Raw genomic sequence first — 18685 nt, 5'->3', positions numbered from 1 at the left:
TTGAAAACCCTGTTTCTAACGAGACGGGGTTTTTTGTTTTTGCGTGAGCGATGGTAGTGGAAATCCTCTGTGGAGTGAAACGCAACAGAGATTGTAGCGGACAGCGCGACCGAGTTGAACTAATAGTGCTTCGTTAACTCGAAATGGCTAAACGAGGGCACGCCCAAATACTATTTATCCTATAAAGTGAATTGCTAAATTAAAAGTGATTTCTCTTGTAATTATGTTAATTATGAATAATTCAAGATTTAATTATCTTTTAATCATTAATTGTTTACGTTAACTAAGCTATTCTATAAATATAATTTATTTTTATTATTTTTGTGCAAATTACATAAAATCAAGAAAGTAAATGAGAAAATATATACTATTAGTTGCAGTGATCCTATTGAGTAATCAATCTCTTTTTTCTCAGTTGCCCTCCTATGTACCTTCTAATGGACTTGTTGCTTATTATCCATTTAACGGAAACGCTAATGAAGAAATTGGCAACGCAAATAATGGAGTTGTAATTGGTGCAACATTGACAGCTGATGTTAATGGAAACACAAATAAGGCATACAGTTTCAATGGGGTAAACAATTATATAAATTTACCAAATAATTTTTATGGAGGACAAACCGCAAATGTGGTTAGTTTTAGTCTTCGTTTTAAAATTAATTCAAGTGGTGATTATTATATTTGGAACAAAGATGGATCCTGGTTAGAAGCGGGAATTTATACCACTGCAAATGGTGCTTTTGGAATTTTTTGGGCTTATCCAAATCAATACAATGGAATTGTTACAACTAATGGAAGTATTGTACCAAATATTTGGTATGAAGCTGTAATAATAATTAATGGAACTAATTCAAAAATCTTCTTGAATGGAGTAGAACAAATAGGAATTACTATCAATAATCCTAGTAATAATATAGGATTTGGAGATGCGGGTACATGTGGAGTTGGAATAAATAGATTTGGTTTTAAAAAATCAAGTTGTTCTCCAGGCAATTACTTTAATGGTATTTTAGATGAATTTATGTTATTCAGCAGGATACTTACCCCACAAGAAATTTCTAATTTATATACTTCTTGTGTCTCTCCAGCAGCCCCTACTGGCGCATTAACTCAAACTTTTTGTACATCACCAGCGCCTACAGTTGCCAGTTTAACGGCAACTGGAACAGGAATTCAATGGTATGTGACAGCAACGGGTGGGACCCCTTTGGCAACTACAACGACATTAGTAAATGGAACAACTTATTATGCTTCGCAAACAGTTAGTGCTTGTGAAAGTACCGCTAGATTAGCAGTTACCGCTATTATAAATGATCCTCAAATTTCGGCTAGCACAACAACTGTTTGTACTGGAACATCAGTAACTTTAACTGCTTCATCTGGAGTGCCATCAATTTTTTCTGTGGGGTCAATTGGACCATCTGGTGGATATGTATTTTATGATCAAGGTAGTGTTTTAAACGGTTGGAGATACCTCGAGGCAGCCCCTTCAGATAATGGTATTAATGACGGTATCGGATGTTATTGTACTACAATTCCAAATACTTCTACATTAATTGGTACTGGAAAAGCAAATACACTGAATTGGATAAATTCAGGATGTAATGGAGCCTGGTTAACTACATCTTCTAACATAGCTATAAATGGTAATAATAATTGGTTTATTCCATCAAAGGAGGAAGTAAATTTAATGTATACTAACCTTAAATTAAATAATTTAGGTAATTTTCAAAATTTACAATATTGGTCATCTTCTCCAGCATCGTATGGAAGCTGTGGAAATAATGGAGGAGTTTGGGTTCAAAATTACACTAATGGTAATTTTGTATCAGAGGCACGAAATGGATATGGCGGTGCAGGTAATTTAAGATTAGTTCGTCAGTTTTCTACAGGAATGCCTTTTGTAACCTATTTATGGTCAACAGGTGCTACCACCGCAACTATCAATCCAACACCTACAGCAACCACCACTTACTGGTGTGATGTAACGGTTAATGGAGTGACTTGTAGAAAAACGGTTGCAATTACCGTAAACAGCAGCACGCCAACCCCAACAGGCGCCTTAACCCAAACTTTTTGCGCAACTCCAGCACCAACAATTGCTAGTTTAACGGCTACAGGAACAAGTATTCAATGGTATGCTGCGGCAACAGGAGGGACCCCTTTGGCAACTACAACGGCATTAGTTAATGGAACGACTTATTATGCTTCGCAAACTCTAAACGCTTGTGAAAGTACGACTAGATTAGCAGTAACGGTTACTCTTAACGACCCACAAATTACCGCGAGTGCAACTACAGTTTGTAGTGGTACGCCGGTGACTTTAAGTGCTAGTACCACAGCAACCGTAGCCCAAAATGGAAATTTACCTGCCAATTTACAAACAGGTTTAGTTGGTTATTGGCCATTTAATGGAAATGCTAATGATGCTTCAATTAATGGTAATAACGGAACGGTGAACGGCGCAACCTTAACAACTGACCGTTTTGGAAATGCAAATAGTGCTTATAGTTTTGATGGGAATAACAATATTGTTTTTCAAAGTTTATTTCCATTCAACCAAAATTCTGATGCATCTATATCGATTTGGATAAATAGTAATCTGCCAAATAATGGATCTCAAGGAACCTTCTTAAAATCAAGAATTTCTTCACCAGACAATAACAGATTCAATTTTTTTATAAATCCAAATAGTAATCAATTAAAGTTGAATTTTGATTATAGAGAATCAAATGTTAATATTCATGTATTAAATATTGATTTCATTCCAATTTCAACATGGAAACACATAGTTTTTGTTAGAAATATAAATAGTTATTCATTATTTATTGATGGTTTATTATCAAATATAATAAATGATATTAATCCAAATCTCCCAACTTCTATTGGTTGGTTGCTAGGAGATGATCCTTCTGGAAATTCTGATTTTAATGGTAAACTTGACGACATTGCCATTTACAACCGCGCACTTTCTCCATCTGAAATTACCCAACTTTATACTGCTTCACCAACCTACCTATGGTCAACAGGTGAAACAACAGCAACCATAAATCCAAGCCCAACTGCTACGACTACTTACTGGTGTGATGTAACGGTAAATGGAGTGACTTGTAGAAAAAGTGTAACAATTAATGTAAATACCACGCCAGCCCCAACAGGTGCCTTAACCCAAACTTTCTGTGCTATACCAGCGCCAACAATTGCTAGTTTAACGGCTACAGGAACCGGAATTCAGTGGTATGCTGCTGCAACGGGTGGGACCCCTTTGGCAACGACAACGACATTAGTAAATGGAACAACTTATTATGCTTCGCAAACTCTAAACGCTTGCGAAAGTACGACTAGATTAGCAGTAACAGTAACATTGAACGACCCACAAATTACGGCGAGTGCAACTACAGTTTGTAGTGGAACGCAGGTTAATTTAAGTGCAAGTACTACAGCAACCGTGGCTCAAAACTGTAATTTACCTGCCAATTTACAAACAGGTTTAGTTGGGTATTGGCCATTTTGTGGAAACGCTAATGATGTTTCAGGAAATGGAAATAACGGAACCGTTAATGGAGCTACTTTGACCACTGACCGTTTTGGAAATGCGAATAGTGCCTATAGTTTTGATGGGGTGGATGATTTTATTCAAATCCAAGCACCTACTTTTAACAATACTATTTCAATGAGTTTTTGGGCTTTTGATGAAGGAGGCTATCCAAATTCTTTTAGTCTTAATCCAAGATATATTTCTTCAGAATTTTGCAATGGTGGATTTGCATTAATAAATAATGTTAATACCCCAGGCGGTATCTATTTTACTAGAAATAGGGGTAATACTTCAGCTGAACTTTTTGCATCTTCGTCTCCAACTTACCAAATATATCAACATATTGTATTTACATTTGATGGTGATATTGGAAAATTTTATATAAATGGTAACCTAATAAATACGGTATCAAATTCTGGTACAATTTCACAGTCAACAAATTTATTCATTGGTAAATCTGGTTGCGTGTTTGGTCAAATGATAGATGCATTTAAAGGTAAATTAGATGATATAGCCATTTACAATCGGACATTAACATCAACTGAGGTAACACAGTTATTTAATACAAATTCAGCTACCTATCTCTGGTCAACCGGTGAAACCACCGCAACCATCAACCCAAGTCCAACTGCAACAACCACTTACTGGTGTGACGTAACAGTAAACGGAGTGACTTGTAGAAAAAGTGTAACAATTAATGTTAATACCACGCCAGCCCCAACAGGTGCCTTAACCCAAACTTTTTGCGCAACACCAGCGCCAACAATTGCTAGTTTAACGGCTACAGGAACAGGAATTCAATGGTATGCTGCTGCAAATGGTGGGACAGCTTTGGCAACTACAACGGCATTAGTAAATGGAACAACTTATTATGCTTCGCAAACTCTAAACGCTTGTGGAAGTTCGACTAGATTGGCAGTAACAGTAACATTGAACGACCCACAAATTACGGCGAGTGCAACAACTGTTTGTAGTGGAACTCCGGTTACTTTAAGTGCTAGTGCTACAGGAAACGTAGCACAAAACTGTAATTTACCTGCTAATTTACAAACCGGTTTAGTGGGTTATTGGCCATTTTGTGGAAACGCGAATGATGTTTCAGGAAATGCCAACAACGGAACCGTTAATGGAGCAACCTTAACAACAGACCGTTTTGGAAATGCGAATAGTGCTTATAGTTTTGATGGGATTAGTAATTATATTGATGTAACAAATGCATTTTTTAATAATGGCTGGCAAGATTATACAATAAGTCTTTGGTTTAATGCAAATTCAACTACTGCTACTACTTTTGGTGGATTAACTATGTTAAATACATTGCCACATCAAGGTTTAGGTGTTGGATTTAGCTATAATAATAGTCAATATATTTATCATTTTAAAAATTCTGATCCTTCAATTAGTGGAACAAGTTGGAATATTTATGCAAATGATAGTTTTAATACATTCCCAATTAATTTAAATTCATGGTATAATATTGGAATTGTTAAAAATGGGAATAATTATTTATATTATTTAAATGGAAATTTAGACAAATCAACAACTGCTAATTTAAGTCCAATTTCATATTTATGTAGCATGAGATTTGGCGGAATTACATTAGGCACAACTTTCGAAATATTTAACGGAAAACTAGACGACATAGCTATATACAACCGTGCACTTTCTCCAGCAGAAATAGCTCAACTTTACAATTCTAATCAAGCCACCTACTTATGGTCTACCGGAGCAACAACTCCTACAATCAACCCAAGTCCAACTGCAACAACCACTTACTGGTGTGACGTAACAGTAAACGGAGTGACTTGTAGAAAAAGTGTTACAATCACGGTAAATCCGAATATCACACCAACATTTACACAAGTAGCACCAATTTGTAATGGAGCAACGTTAGCGGCATTGCCAACTACTTCAACAAACAATATCACAGGAACTTGGTCGCCAACAATCAACAATACAGCAACTACCACTTATACTTTTACACCAACAGCAGGTCAATGTGCTACAACAGCTACAATGACGATTAATGTAAATCCGAATATCACACCAACATTTACACAAGTAGCACCAATTTGTAATGGAGCAACGTTAGCAGCATTGCCAACTACTTCAACGAATAATATCACAGGAACTTGGTCTCCAGCGTTGAATAATACATTAACCACAACGTATACTTTTACACCAACAGCAGGTCAGTGTGCGACTACAACTACGATGACCATTACGGTAAATCCGAATATCACACCAACATTTACGCTTGTGGCACCAATTTGTAATGGAGCAACTTTAGCGGCATTGCCAACTACTTCAACGAATAATATCACTGGAACTTGGTCGCCAGCGTTGGATAATACGGCAACTACCACTTATACTTTTACACCAACAGCTGGTCTGTGTGCGACTACAGCTACAATGACGATTACGGTGAACCCAAATGTCGCTCCGGTATTTACGCAAGTAGCCCCTATTTGTAATGGAGCAACGTTAGCAGCATTGCTAACTACTTCAACGAATAATATCACTGGAACTTGGTCGCCAGCGTTGAATAATACGGCAACCACAACGTACACTTTCACGCCAACAGCTGGGATTTGTGCTACAACAGCAACGATGACTATAACGGTGAATCCAATAGTAACTCCTACATTTACGCAAGTGGCAGCGATTTGCTCGGGAACAGATTTATCACCATTGCCAACTATTTCAACGAATGGTGTTAATGGAACCTGGTCGCCAGCATTGAATAATACGGCAACAACAACGTATACTTTTACACCAATATCTCGTCAGTGTGCAACTACAACTACAATGACCATTACCGTGAACCCGAATATCACACCTACATTTACGCAAATAGCAGCGATATGCGCTGGAGCACCTCTAGCACCATTGCCAACTATTTCAAATAACGGATTCACAGGAACTTGGTCGCCAGCGTTGAATAATACAGCAACAACAACGTATACTTTTACACCAACAGCTGGTCAATGTGCTACCACGGCAACAATGACGATTACTGTTAATCCATTGCCGCTGCCGCCAACGGGAACCATTACGCAAACTTTCTGTGCGAATATTTATCCTACGTTGCAGAATATAGTAGTGAATCCAACTAACGTCAATTGGTTTAGTTCACTCACAAGTTCAACGCCATTGCCAATAACCACTAATTTACCAGTAGGTTCAACTACTTACTACGCTTCACAATTTGATGCCGTGACTGGTTGTTCAAGCAATGGAAGATTGGCAGTATTAGCGACGGTATTACTTGAAAATACGCCGTCAACACTTACTGATCAAACGTTTTGTAGTACAGATTTAAAAACTCTTGCCGACTTAAAAACGAATGGCTTGAATATCGTTTGGTATTCTTCTGCAAGTGGTGGAACTCCATTGTTGGGTAGCTATGTATTAACGTCCAGTCAAAGTTTATATGCTGCGATTTATAATGCTACCACGGGTTGTGAAAGCCCAATTAGACAAATGGTTCAAATTACAATTATTAATTGCCAATTGGTTGCCAATAATTTATTGACTTTAAATGACAATAGTTTAAATGATAATTTGAAAATTGAAAACATTGAGAATTTCCCAATTAACCAAATTGAAATTTACAATCGTTTTGGAGAATTAGTTTGGAAAACAGAATATTATAATAATGATACCAATACCTTCAAAGGAAGAGCCAATGTAAGTGGTGTGTTCCAAAAGGATAGTGATTTACCAACAGGAACTTATTATTTTCTTTTAAAATATTATGACTCTTATCGAGGAAAATACACGGATTTGAAATCATTTTTATACATTAATAACAATAACTAAGGGTCCCCATGAAAAAGTATATAATTGCATTTAATTTATTAGTTAGCGTATTGGTTTTTTCACAATCGGATCCTAAACTTTCTATATTTAGTTACAATCCGCTACAATACAATCCTGCTTATGCGGGCGCCTTTGACGGACTCAGTATTACAGGAATTTATAGTTCACAATGGGTTGGTTTTGAGGGTGCTCCAAAAACAATATTTTTCTCGGCGCATTCTAATGTGATTCAGCGTGAAATAGGAGTAGGAGTAAATATTACTAGTGATAAATTAGGACCAGTTCAAGAGAATCAAATTGTAGGTAATTTTGCTTACAATATATTTTTAAACGACGAGCTTAGTTTGAATTTAGGATTAAAAGCGGGGTTAAATAATTTTAATTTAGATTACCGTTTGTTGACTATTGAAAACCCTCAAGAGGCAGGAATTTTTGATGGAAATTTGAATCAATATTCGCCAATAGTAGGAGCTGGTTTTTACCTATCTAATCCAAGCGGTTATATCGGTGTTTCAGTTCCAAATTTGTTAAAAACGAATTACATTACGGGCTCTCAAATCTCAATTGCAAACACAAAACCAAATTACTTTTTGACTGCAGGGTACAAATTTGATTTACAGAATGAGATTTATTTAATTCCAAATGTTTTAACCAGAGTTACAGCTGGTGCGCCAGTAGCCAATTTGATTTCTTTAAATTTAGATTATCAAAAAAATATTAGGCTAGGAATGAATGTGCAGCCAACCTCAAGTTTTGGAGGTTTTTTCGGTTATCGATTTGAAAACAATTTGTCCATTGGTTACGCCTATGACTCAGCAATCAATAATTTCAGTACCGTATCGGGTGGAATTCACACGTTTTATATGAACTTCCGAATAGACGAACTTTTATCCAATCGTTATGGATTCGGTACGTTTTAGTGGTGTTGAAAGTTAGAAAATTAGAACCTTTAATTAATTTTAAAGGTTTTTTTATTCCCAATATATTTGCTTACTTTTGATGTTTAAAAATTATAACAATTATGGCTGTAGTTACATTAGGAGGAAATCCAATAAATACAAGTGGTGAATTACCAAAAGTGGGTTCGAAAGCAATCGATTTTAAATTGGTTCAAAAAGATTTATCAATTGCTAGTTTAGCGAATTTTGCTGGAAGCAAATTGGTATTTAATATTTTTCCAAGTATCGATACTGGAACTTGCGCTACCTCTGTTAGAAAATTCAATGAAAAAGCAAGCGCTTTACCTAATACGAAAGTGTTGTGCATTTCTAGAGATTTGCCTTTCGCACAAACTCGATTTTGCGGTGCTGAAGGTCTTGAAAATGTAATTAATCTTTCTGATTTTAAAACGGGTGCTTTTGGAAAAGACTATGGATTGGAAATTGTAGACAGCGTTTTAGCTGGTTTGCATTCAAGAGTAGTAATTGTAGTTGATGAAAATGGCGTTGTTATTTATTCTGAGCAAGTGCCAGAAATTGCAGATGAACCAAATTATGATGCTGCTTTAGCGGTACTTTAATATTTAATATGGAGTTTCAAAAAGACAATACCTTCTTTACTGGTAGATTAAAAAGTTTAGTATTTGCTTTAAAAGGAGCTATAAAATTAATTACTACTGAACACAGTATCATGGTGCAATCGACCCTTGCGGTTTTGATTACTATTGCTGGTTTTTATTTTAATATTTCTCATGAAGAATGGTTGTTTCAAACTCTTGCAATAGGTTTGGTATTAAGTATTGAAGGTTTGAATACTGCGGTAGAAAAAGTAGCCGATTTTATTCATCCCGAATACCATACCAAAATAGGATTTATAAAAGACATTGCTGCAGGGGCTGTATTTTTTGCAGCCATGACAGCAATTGCAATTGGTTTGATGATTTATTTACCAAAATTTATATAATAGTTCCCTTGTTTTAATAGAAATTAGTTCAATTAAGAATGGCAAAAAAAACACTTACGACGAAAAAAGGAACCGATCCTGAAGATAAATTACCTTGGAAACTAGGAAAGCAATATAAAATCTTGTTGGGTTTTATAATGATTTTATTTTCTGTGGCTTTGCTATTGGCTTTTATTTCTTTTTTCATTTATGGTCAAGAAGACCAGAGTGCCGTTGCCGAATTAGTGAATCGTTCCGAAACTGTGAACAATTGGTTGGGTAAATTTGGTGCGTTCTTAGCAGATTTATTTATCTATAAAGGATTCGGAATTGCCTCGTTTTTATTTGTAAAATTCTTCTTCCTAACCGGTGCATTTTTAGTAATGGACATTCCATTTAAAAGACTAAAAAGCGTTTGGTTTTGGGATTTGTATGCAATAATTGTAATCTCTATTTTATGTGGATTTTTTGCAACTACTTTACCAGAATTAGGAGGTACTGTAGGCTATGAAATGAACCTGTTCATGCAAGATTATGTGGGTAGTTCAGGAACGTTTTTAATCTTGTTATTGGGAATTTTCATTTATTTGATATTTAAAATAAAAATTTCTCCAGAGGCTATTAAAGGGTTCTTTGAAAGAAGTAAAAAAGAAATTGATTCGGAGTTAACGCCTGTTAATCAACCTGTTTCAGATTCAAACTACAACCTGGAAGAATATGCAGTTCCTGATGAAGAAGAAATTGAGGAGCCAACGATTAAGCCTACTTCTCAATTTGAAATAAATAAAGAAGCGTTGAAACCAACAATTAGTTCTGCTTCAGAAATTAACATGGATCCTATTTTGAAGCCAAAAGTGGAAGAACCAATTGAGGATGATTTTGATGACTTAGAACCTGTTACTTTACCAATTGAAGATATCGACAGCGATTTTGTAATTGAAAAAGCGCACGAAGAAGATATCGTGGAAGAAAATTTAGCTTCCCGTTTGGTGGCCGATTTTGGTTTGTTTGACCCTACATTGGAATTATCCAACTACCAATTTCCAACATTGGATTTAATGAAGGAATATTCTACAGGTGGAATTACCATCAACCAAGAGGAATTAGAAGAAAACAAGAATAAAATCCTTGAGACATTACGAAATTATAAAATAGAAATAGCGCAAATTAAAGCTACGGTAGGTCCCTCAGTTACCTTGTATGAAATTGTGCCAGAAGCAGGAATACGAATTTCAAAAATTAAGAGCTTAGAGGACGATATTGCATTGTCATTATCAGCGTTGGGAATTCGTATTATTGCTCCTATCCCAGGAAAAGGAACTATTGGAATCGAGGTTCCAAATAAAAATCCTACGATGGTTTCTATGAAAAGCGTGATCGGATCGGCGCGTTTTCAAGAGGCCGAAATGGAATTGCCAATTGCTTTAGGAAAAACCATTTCCAACGAAACTTTTGTGGTTGATTTAGCTAAAATGCCTCACTTATTGATGGCTGGTGCTACCGGTCAAGGTAAATCGGTGGGATTGAATGCAGTATTGACTTCGTTATTGTACAAAAAACATCCAGCCGAAGTAAAATTTGTTTTGGTCGATCCTAAGAAAGTGGAATTGACGCTATTCAATAAAATCGAAAGACACTATTTGGCAAAATTACCAGATTCTGGCGATGCTATTATTACTGATAATGCCAAAGTGGTGAATACTTTGAATTCTCTTTGCGTGGAAATGGACAATCGTTATTCTTTATTGAAAGACGCGATGGTTCGTAACATAAAAGAATACAACGAGAAATTTAAATCGCGTAAGTTGAATCCTGAAAACGGACACCGATTTTTACCTTACATCGTTTTGGTAGTCGATGAGTTTGCCGATTTAATTATGACCGCTGGTAAAGAAGTGGAAACGCCTATTGCTCGTTTGGCGCAGTTAGCGAGAGCAATTGGAATTCACTTGATTATTGCTACGCAACGTCCATCGGTGAATGTAATTACGGGTTTGATTAAAGCCAATTTCCCGGCTAGAATTGCCTTTAGAGTAACCTCAAAAATTGACTCTCGTACCATTTTGGATACGCAAGGAGCCGATCAATTAATAGGTCGTGGAGACATGCTTTATACCAATGGAAACGATGTGGTACGTGTACAATGTGCTTTTATAGATACTCCAGAAGTGGAGAAAATTACGGAATTCATCGGTTCTCAAAAAGCTTATGCCGATGCGTACTTGCTTCCTGAATTTGTGGGTGAAGAAAGTGGCATTAATCTTGATATGGATATTTCCGAGCGCGATGCATTGTTCAGAGAGGCTGCGGAGATTATTGTTACTGCCCAACAAGGGTCGGCATCGTTGTTGCAACGCAAACTAAAATTGGGTTACAACCGTGCGGGACGATTGATTGATCAAATGGAAGCTGCAGGAATTGTAGGTCCATTTGAAGGAAGTAAAGCCCGAAATGTGAACATTACCGATTTGGCCGCTCTAGATCAATTTTTCAGTAATGAACAAAACTAATTTACAAATGACTACCAATAGATTATCCTTATTTACAATTTCGAATTTGAAAAGTGTTTTATTACTTTTTGCTATAGCATTATTAATTAGCACTTCAACTTATGCGCAGGATAAAAAGGCAAAAGCATTGCTGGACGCGGTGACAGCAAAAATAAAAAGCTACGACAATATTGTAATCGATTTTAAATATTCATTGAACAATTTAAAAGAAAATATCAATCAGGAGAGCAAAGGAAATGTGACCATGAAAGGCAATAAATACGTTTTAAATTTGATGGGCGTAACCAAAATATTCGACGGGAAATTCAATTACACCATTAACCCGGAAGACGAAGAAGTGGCGATTTCAAAAATGAATGAGAAGGATGAAAATGCCATTACGCCATCAAAATTATTGACTTTCTTTAACTCTGGTTACAAATATACTTGGGACATTCCTCAAAATGTAAAAGGTAGAAAAATACAGTATATTAAGTTGGTTCCCAATAATTCTAAAGACCAACGAAAGGAAATTCTTTTAGGAATAGACACCCAAACCAAGAATATTTACAACCTAATTGAGGTGGGAAGAAATGGTACCAAAACTACTTTAACTGTTAATTCTTTTAAAATTAACCAACCGTTATCAAAGAATCAATTTACCTTTGATGCTAGCAAATACCCAAAATATTACATAAATAAACTAGACTAGTTGAAGATAATTGATAAATATATTCTTAAAACATTTGCGATTACATTTACCACAGTATTTGTAATCTTGTTTTTTATATTCATACTTCAAACGATCTGGTTGTTCATTTACGATTTGGCTGGCCGTGACTTGGATTTAATGTTGGTCGTTAAATTCTTACTTTACGGAATGCCACGAATTATCCCATTAGTAATTCCGCTTTCTGTATTATTGGCCTCCATTATGACCTTCGGAAGTTTGTCAGAGAACTACGAATTTGCGGCAATGAAATCGGCAGGAATTTCATTACAAAGAGCCATGAAAGGGTTAACGATTTTCATTTTAATTTTAAGTATTACCTCTTTTTTCTTTGCGAATAATGTGATTCCGTATGCTGAATACAAATTCATTAATTTCAGAAAGAACATTGCCCAACGCAAGCCCGCTATGGCAATTGCAGAAGGACAATTCAGTCAAATAGGTTTGTATTCTATAAAAGTAGATAAGAAAACAGGGGAGAACGGCAACCACCTTACGGGAGTGACCATTCACAAAAAATCGATTAATGGCGAAGGTGTTCGTACGGTTATCAAAGCCAAATATGGAGATTTAGTGAGTAGTGAGAATTCAAATTTTCTTAAACTCGTTTTAAATGACGGTTATTATTATGAGGATATTATCCCAAACAAATGGGAAGATCGTAGGAAAATTCCATTTGCGAAAGCGACTTTTAAGAAAGACGTCATCAATATGGATTTGTCAATATTAAATGGAGCTCAGGACAATCAGAGTATTACCAATACTTCGAACATGCTGAATTTAAGCGAGTTGAATTATACGATTGATTCTTTGAGAAAAAATTATAAGCGCGATGTTATTTCGTTTGCCGATAATGTGCACCACCGATCACCAATATTGAATGAAAATAAATCGATTTTACCAATGAAAGTGGACGTGGTAAAACCCGATTTAATGGCTTTATTGACTACCAGTGAAAAGCTACAAATATTACAATTTGCTTCAAGCAATGTTAACAATACACTCTTTTCGATTGAAAGTTCGAAAGACGAATTGAATATGAAACAAATAGCAATAAACGATCATTTAGGGGCTGTTTATGACAAATTTGTAGTGGCATTTGCCTGCTTGCTAATGTTTTTTATTGGCGCGCCTCTAGGAGCAATTATTAGAAAAGGAGGAATTGGTTTGCCAATAGTTTTTGCGGTGGCTATATTTATATCTTTTCACTTTATCAATACCTTTGGAAAGCGATTGGCTGGAGAAAACGGTATGGATCCTTTTTTAGGATCTTGGTTGGCCTCGTTAATATTAACTCCATTGGCTATTTTACTGACATACAGAGCGACCAATGATTTTGGTTCGTTCAATTTAGATGTGATCACGGTACCGTTCCAAAACTTAATGAAAAAAATATTTCCAACACAAAATTAAATACAATGACCCTTCCTAAATTTAAATTAAATACAATAGAAGAAGCTATTGAGGACATTCGTCAAGGGAAAGTCATTATTGTTGTAGATGATGAAGATCGCGAGAACGAAGGTGATTTTTTGGCTGCAGCCGAAAAGGTAACGCCTGAGATGATCAATTTCATGGCAACCCACGGTCGCGGATTAATATGTGCGCCGTTAACCGAAAACAGATGCAAGGAATTGGGATTGCACGTGATGGTGAACAACAACACCGACCCAATGGAAACGGCATTCACAGTATCAGTAGATTTACGTGGTAATGGAGTTACCACTGGAATTTCTGCTGCCGATAGAGCCAAAACAATCTTAGCGTTATGCAATCCTGATACAAAACCACACGATTTAGCGCGCCCTGGGCATATATTTCCATTAATTGCAAAGCAAGGTGGTGTATTAAGAAGAACGGGGCATACCGAAGCTGCAATTGACTTTGCGCGTCTCGCTGGATTCAAATCGGCGGGGGTAATTGTGGAAATCATGAATGAAGATGGCTCGATGGCTCGATTACCACAATTGGTTGAAGTGGCCAAAAAATTCGATTTAAAGTTAGTTTCAATTGAAGATTTGGTAGCCTACAGAATGCTTCACGATAGCTTGATTGTTAAGAAAGAAGATTTTGATATCAATACTCGATTTGGCACGTTCCGATTGAGAGCGTATTTACAAACTACGAATAAGCAAGTTCACATTGCGTTATCCAAAGGAAATTGGAATTTGGGTGAGCCAATATTGACGCGCATCAATTCCACTCAAATCAATAGTGACATTTTAGGGGCTTTAACCCACGATGCCGACAAAAACTTAGATTCGATATTCAACGTAATCAATAAAGCAGGAAAAGGGGCTGTATTGTTCATTAACCAGGAGTTGGAGTCTTATAATTTGTTGAATCGAATTAGTGAATTGAAAGTATTGCAAACACAGGGAGAAATGAAGGCGCCATTGATAAAAATGGACGCTAAAGATTTCGGAATAGGAGCACAGATCCTTCACGATATTGATATTTCCAACATCCGATTGATCTCTAATTCCGAGCAAACCAAGCGCGTTGGAATGATAGGGTATGGGTTAGAGATTTCAGAATACGTAAAATACTAGCTTATATTTTTTATTCTAACTTATGGTAAATGAAATAATTACTTATTTGGGTAGTTATTTTCTTGATATTTTCTAAATAAATGTTTTAGAAATCAAAAAAAGGTTACTATATTTGCAACCGCATTCAGCAAAAGGGTGCAACATATTGGAGAAATGGCAGAGCGGTCGAATGCGGCAGTCTTGAAAACTGTTGACTGTAACAGGTCCGGGGGTTCGAATCCCTCTTTCTCCGCAACAGAAAACCCGAAACGTGAGTTTCGGGTTTTTTTATTTCTTCCCATTCCAAAAGTTTACTTTTGGGAGTGAGGAAGAAATAAAAAAACCAACCAAAATTCATTTTAGTTTGGGTATTCGTTGTAGGACCCCCCCCTCTGGGATCATGGAATAATCTCTTATGTTTTTTGAGTGACACGACAAAAGGCACTTTGATCGTTTTTATTCTTTATGAAGAAATCTTCTAAAAGCGACTGGAACAGGCCAATGGAATAAAGCAAATGAATATTGAGAGAACTCATGATAATCATTAAATTATTAATTAATCTAGATTTTTTAACTTGATGTTGACATTTTTCTTAAATGTCTAGTATCAAAAAAAATTATATCCATTTTCTTTATATGGATTAAATTTGAAATGATTATAATTTAATATCTAATTATTGAGAGTATTTTTAAGTTATTTATTCAATTTCTACCAATAAATATAGACCTGTCCTCTAGCTCCTCTACCGCCTTGTCCTCCCCAATATACACTTGTTCCACCACCACCACCACCTGGTGCGAAGCCTGCAGACCCTCCTCCTGAACCTGTTGCATAGTTTCCGCCCATTCCACCATTTCCTCCATCGCCCCCACGCTCACCTGTTCCCAATGAAGTATATACAGGACTTGGACCATTTCCTCCTGATATAGTATACAAACCATTAATGGTTGAAGTTGAAGTCCCTCCAACACCTCCAGAATGATTGAAATTATTTGCGTCTGAACCCCCCGTAGCTGTAATTATAGTGTCAAAACTACTTGAGCCTTGATTACTATCTCCGTTTGATCCAACTTTAATAATATATGTCGTTCCTGATGTTACTGAAAAACACTGATAACCATACCCGCCGCCGCCGCCGCCACCGCCTGACCAACCATTGGTTCCATTTGATCCATTGCCTCCTGCTCCCCAAACTTCGACACAAATTGAATTAACCCCAGGAGGTACTGTCCAATTATATGTTCCTGGTGTTTCAAATTTCTTTGGAGATTGAAAAACAGTAGGTAATTGAGAAACCGAATTTGTTAAGCCACTTATTCCTGAGGATGAAGTTGGTAAAGTGGTATTGAGCACTGTCAATCCTATACCTTCAACTTTCCATGCTTTATTCAGTGGGACAGTTTGTGCCGATGTTAAATTGATTACTTGATTAAATTCCAAAGAGGCTCCATTTATATTAAACTCTAATATAGAAACTGATTTAGCATTGTTGCCTATATTTATAGTTTGTCCACCCTTTAACCAATAAGGTAATGAAACATTTGAAAATTGAGTATTAATATTATCTACAATTAAAGTCGGAACAACTTGTGCATTTAAAATGGTAAATGGAAAAATAAGTATAAATATGAGTATTTTTTTCATTCTCTAAGTTTATTTTTTTTGTATCTAAATTTTCTAATTATGTTATCTGGAGAGTTTATTTCTTCGATATATTTTAATTTAACTTGTTAAATTCTAAAGCACTAAAAGAATAGTTAGAAGCATTAATATAAAAAGTGTCTCCTTCTTTAAGCCAAATAGGATTGCAATTAATTGTGTTATCATATGAAATAGGTAAAGACTCAAAAACATCTTGTATTGAAATTCCATTAATTACTAATCTATTTCTTGTATGTCTCTCTATTTTCCATATTTTACCCGCTGGCACTGTGTATACAGGAGAAGAAGTGCCAGTACCGTATTCGCTTACGACAGAATTAAATGTAAGTTTGTTTGCTGAATTTCCAGAATTAGTAGTATTATATTCTATTCCATTAAAATAATAGTTTCCAGAATTTAAATAAAATGTATCACCTGGTTTTAACCAGATTGGACTCGTGTCAATTGTTATGCCATATCCATACATTGTATAATGAGTGTCCTGAAGTCCTATTCCATTTACAACTATTCTATCTTGAGTATAGCGTTCTATTTTCCATACCTTTCCACTAGGTACCGTATAAATTGGAGATGGGTTCTCAAAACCATATGCGCTAATTACATTATTAAATTGCAAATTAGATTGCGAAAAAGAGTAAGTTGAACATAAAATAAATAAATAAATAAATTGTTTTTTGTAAATCTTATTTTTCATATTTTATTTAAATCAAAGTTAGAAGCCTCTTGTTGTATAAATTAAATCAATCGAAGTATTTGTTGAATTAGTATTTGAGTTATTGTTGATATTTTTATTCAAAATCTGAAAGTTAGTACCATCATATATTACTATTACCATTTCACCTAAAGCAATATCGTTGGCTGCTATATCAGTAGTTACTAATTTCTTGATGGTTTTAGCTCCAAGCCCGTTGATGTTTAAAGTTGCCGCACCTGTATTAGCCACATTGGCTTTAAAGGTTAGCATCATTCCTGCTTGGTAAGCAGTTGGGGGTGGTGTTAGTGCAACTTCATAAGCATTAGCAGGACCTGTAGCTGCACCATATATTAAGTTACTATTTTGTACCACTTCGGCAGTTACGGCATCTTTGGTTGCGGTTGGGTTGGCTAAGTTTTTAATTTGTTTGCTGCTTACATATACATTACCAGTTGTACCAGGGATAAGCGTTATGTCTTGCCCTGAGTCTTGCGCTTTGATACTTCCAGAAAGCATGAAATTGCCCGTAACATGTAATTTTTCTGTAGGTGTAGTCGTTCCAATACCGATGTTGCTTCCGTTGTTGTATAGATTACTGCTGTTTACAATCCAGTCTATACCATTCCAATAAATAGTATTTCCAGAAGCAGTGCCATTAGGTAAAAAACCAGTTAGTCCTTGAATTCCTTGTGGACCAGTTGCTCCAACAGCACCCGTTAAACCAATTGGTCCTTGTGGTCCCGTTGCACCTGTAGGTCCTGTCAATCCAACCGGCCCTTGTGAACCAGTCGCACCCGTTAATCCAACTGGCCCTTGTGGACCAGTTAATCCAACAGCTCCCTGAGGTCCTGTAGCACCCGTTAATCCAACTGGCCCTTGTGGACCAGTTAATCCAACAGCTCCCTGAGGTCCTGTAGCACCCGTTAATCCAATAGGTCCCTGAGGCCCGGCCGGTCCCGTTGCACCTGTAGGTCCTGTCAATCCAACCGGCCCTTGTGGACCAGTCGCACCAGTTGCTCCCGTTAATCCAACAGCTCCCTGAGGTCCTGTAGCTCCAGTCAATCCAATAGGTCCCTGAGGTCCACTCGCACCAGTAGCTCCTGTTAAACCAATTGTTCCTTGAGGTCCTGTAGCACCTGTCAATCCAATAGGTCCTTGTGGTCCACTCGCACCAGTTGCTCCCGTTAATCCAACCGGCCCTTGTGGTCCCGTTGCACCAATAGCACCTTGAATTCCTTGAGGTCCTACTAATGAAACTCCATTAGTAGGCCATCCTGTAGCTGTTTTTGGGCCAAAAATTTTGTTAGTGGTGGTATTGATATAAAAGTCACTAGGTG

At 36.4% G+C, this 18685-nt stretch carries 11 protein-coding genes and 1 tRNA gene; 9 read left to right on the top strand and 3 right to left on the bottom strand.

Annotated features, from left to right (window positions below; translation table 11 throughout):
• Positions 1–352 precede the first annotated feature (352 nt).
• The 9 genes from AC9UFV_RS09070 to AC9UFV_RS09030 all read left to right on the top strand — a co-directional run bounded on the left by AC9UFV_RS09070 (position 353) and on the right by AC9UFV_RS09030 (position 15244).
• A complete protein-coding gene (locus AC9UFV_RS09070; protein WP_509575029.1) occupies positions 353–7360 on the top strand; it encodes a LamG-like jellyroll fold domain-containing protein in 7008 nt (2335 codons plus the stop codon).
• An 8-nt stretch (positions 7361–7368) separates the two neighbouring features.
• Positions 7369–8280, top strand: a complete 912-nt coding sequence (locus AC9UFV_RS09065; protein ID WP_509575027.1) for a PorP/SprF family type IX secretion system membrane protein — start codon at positions 7369–7371, stop codon at positions 8278–8280.
• Positions 8281–8381: 101 nt separating this feature from the next.
• A complete protein-coding gene (gene tpx / locus AC9UFV_RS09060; RefSeq protein ID WP_509575025.1) occupies positions 8382–8879 on the top strand; it encodes a thiol peroxidase in 498 nt (165 codons plus the stop codon).
• Between the two features lie 8 nt (positions 8880–8887).
• The gene (locus AC9UFV_RS09055) at positions 8888–9262 is read left to right on the top strand and encodes a diacylglycerol kinase family protein (RefSeq protein WP_509575023.1); all 375 of its coding nucleotides are present in this window, start codon (positions 8888–8890) and stop codon (positions 9260–9262) included.
• 38 nt (positions 9263–9300) lie between these two features.
• Positions 9301–11751: a DNA translocase FtsK gene (locus tag AC9UFV_RS09050; protein WP_509575021.1), complete on the top strand. Its 2451-nt coding sequence runs from the start codon at positions 9301–9303 to the stop codon at positions 11749–11751.
• Complete coding sequence (lolA1, locus tag AC9UFV_RS09045; RefSeq protein WP_509575019.1) at positions 11738–12442, top strand: outer membrane lipoprotein periplasmic chaperone LolA1; 705 nt, start codon at positions 11738–11740, stop codon at positions 12440–12442. Before AC9UFV_RS09050 ends, lolA1 begins: the two co-directional genes overlap by 14 nt.
• On the top strand, positions 12443–13873 hold the full coding sequence (locus AC9UFV_RS09040) for an LptF/LptG family permease (protein WP_509575017.1): 1431 nt from the start codon (positions 12443–12445) through the stop codon (positions 13871–13873).
• Positions 13874–13878: 5 nt separating this feature from the next.
• Positions 13879–15012, top strand: coding sequence for a 3,4-dihydroxy-2-butanone-4-phosphate synthase (ribB, locus tag AC9UFV_RS09035; protein ID WP_509575015.1), 1134 nt, complete (start codon positions 13879–13881; stop codon positions 15010–15012).
• 147 nt (positions 15013–15159) lie between these two features.
• Positions 15160–15244 (top strand) — tRNA-Ser (locus AC9UFV_RS09030).
• A 456-nt stretch (positions 15245–15700) separates the two neighbouring features.
• Here the strand turns inward: AC9UFV_RS09030 and AC9UFV_RS09025 are convergent.
• The 3 genes from AC9UFV_RS09025 to AC9UFV_RS09015 all read right to left on the bottom strand — a co-directional run.
• Positions 15701–16636, bottom strand: coding sequence for a glycine-rich domain-containing protein (locus AC9UFV_RS09025; RefSeq protein WP_509575013.1), 936 nt, complete (start codon positions 16634–16636; stop codon positions 15701–15703).
• A 73-nt stretch (positions 16637–16709) separates the two neighbouring features.
• The gene (locus AC9UFV_RS09020; RefSeq protein ID WP_509575011.1) at positions 16710–17348 is read right to left on the bottom strand and encodes a hypothetical protein; all 639 of its coding nucleotides are present in this window, start codon (positions 17346–17348) and stop codon (positions 16710–16712) included.
• An 18-nt stretch (positions 17349–17366) separates the two neighbouring features.
• Positions 17367–18685: collagen-like domain-containing protein (locus tag AC9UFV_RS09015; RefSeq protein ID WP_509575009.1), on the bottom strand; the 1319-nt coding region annotated here is incomplete at its 5' end.

The organism is Flavobacterium sp. (assembly GCF_044349645.1).
In the GTDB taxonomy this organism is placed as follows: domain Bacteria; phylum Bacteroidota; class Bacteroidia; order Flavobacteriales; family Flavobacteriaceae; genus Flavobacterium.
The sequence above is the reverse complement of the archived record's forward strand: the minus strand, read 5'-3'. Positions and strand labels throughout refer to the sequence as shown.

Coding starts and splice junctions, on each gene's coding strand:
- AC9UFV_RS09025 (WP_509575013.1), bottom strand. CDS start 16,636: ATGAAAAAAATACTCATATTTATACTTATTTTTCCATTTACCATTTTA.
- AC9UFV_RS09050 (WP_509575021.1), top strand. CDS start 9,301: ATGGCAAAAAAAACACTTACGACGAAAAAAGGAACCGATCCTGAAGAT.
- AC9UFV_RS09070 (WP_509575029.1), top strand. CDS start 353: ATGAGAAAATATATACTATTAGTTGCAGTGATCCTATTGAGTAATCAA.
- AC9UFV_RS09055 (WP_509575023.1), top strand. CDS start 8,888: ATGGAGTTTCAAAAAGACAATACCTTCTTTACTGGTAGATTAAAAAGT.
- AC9UFV_RS09020 (WP_509575011.1), bottom strand. CDS start 17,348: ATGAAAAATAAGATTTACAAAAAACAATTTATTTATTTATTTATTTTA.
- ribB (WP_509575015.1), top strand. CDS start 13,879: ATGACCCTTCCTAAATTTAAATTAAATACAATAGAAGAAGCTATTGAG.
- AC9UFV_RS09065 (WP_509575027.1), top strand. CDS start 7,369: ATGAAAAAGTATATAATTGCATTTAATTTATTAGTTAGCGTATTGGTT.
- tpx (WP_509575025.1), top strand. CDS start 8,382: ATGGCTGTAGTTACATTAGGAGGAAATCCAATAAATACAAGTGGTGAA.
- lolA1 (WP_509575019.1), top strand. CDS start 11,738: ATGAACAAAACTAATTTACAAATGACTACCAATAGATTATCCTTATTT.